The 981-nt window shown below is 43.3% G+C and carries 1 protein-coding gene; it reads right to left on the bottom strand.

Going from position 1 to position 981, the window contains the following annotated elements; translation table 11 throughout:
* Window positions 1-2 precede the first annotated feature (2 nt).
* Window positions 3-887 (bottom strand): transposase, encoded by an 885-nt coding sequence (locus ACFOU2_RS11200; RefSeq protein WP_377915114.1) that lies wholly within the window; start codon window positions 885-887, stop codon window positions 3-5.
* Window positions 888-981: the final 94 nt, after the last annotated feature.

Genomic DNA, 981 nt, shown 5'->3' with positions numbered 1-981 from the left:
AACTATAATAAACATCCAATATTATGCATAAGAAGCATGGTTTGGACATGAAAACGATAGCGGTGATACCCAAACATCCGTGGATTCTCCAATCCTTTGTCTTTCAGAAGATGGAAAAGGCGCTCCACCTTGTTGCGCTGATCAAAAAGCAGATCTCCCAAAGCTGTTTCTAGAAAAGCTGGCATGACACGTGCATACACGTCTTTTCTTGTCCCATTCCGTTTGTTAATGGGCGTAATCATCTGGGGGCCTATCTGTGATGCAGCTTTGCGGACATCTTTACTGTCATAGGCTGCATCCCCGAGAATAAACGCGATATCCAAATCCAGTTCCTTCAATGCAAATAACACGGTGGGGGCAATGATGCTGTCGTATCGATTTGCAGGGACGAATGCATAAGACAGGACAACACCTTCTGCGTTTATACAAAGGTGAAGTTTGTAACCTTTATACCATGAAAATCGCGTAGATTTTCCTTTGGCGGCCTGCGAATCATACAGACTGCTTCGCAAGGCGGTACTGTCGATCACAGCGATAAGTGTATGACGAAGTCCCATTCGTTGTAGAGTTTCTAAGTGGATGGATTCATAACCTTCTTCTCGAAACCATGTGGCAACGCGGGCAAATGTAGCCAAATGCGGAAGTTTGGAAAAGCCGCACAGATGAGAGAAATAAGGGAAATCCTTCAGAAATCTTCTCAGTTTACGTAAGGAATCTAGGCGAAACCACGTTTTGAGAAAGAAACTTTTGAGAAACGCTTTTCTGCATACAGGAGGGCGGCCAGTTTGACCAATGGGATTGGGCAGGGACTGCATCCTATCAATATAATGAAAAAACGTTTGTAACGCATGAGTAGATGAATGAGAATCTGTGATATGGGGAATCATAATGATAGTCCGTCTTCCTTCCTATGGTTGAGTAGAGTCTATCATAGGGTGCAAGGAAGGCGGCTTTTTTATTCACAATCTTTGTATAAAAATG

The sequence above is a fragment of the Bacillus songklensis genome (assembly GCF_042649685.1).
GTDB lineage: Bacteria > Bacillota > Bacilli > Bacillales > Bacillaceae_H > Bacillus_BA > Bacillus_BA songklensis.
This window is presented reverse-complemented; position numbering and strand designations above follow the sequence as displayed.

What these genes read in the sequence shown, in the direction of transcription:
- ACFOU2_RS11200 (WP_377915114.1), bottom strand. Translation starts at nt 887, where the DNA reads ATGATTCCCCATATCACAGATTCTCATTCATCTACTCATGCGTTACAA.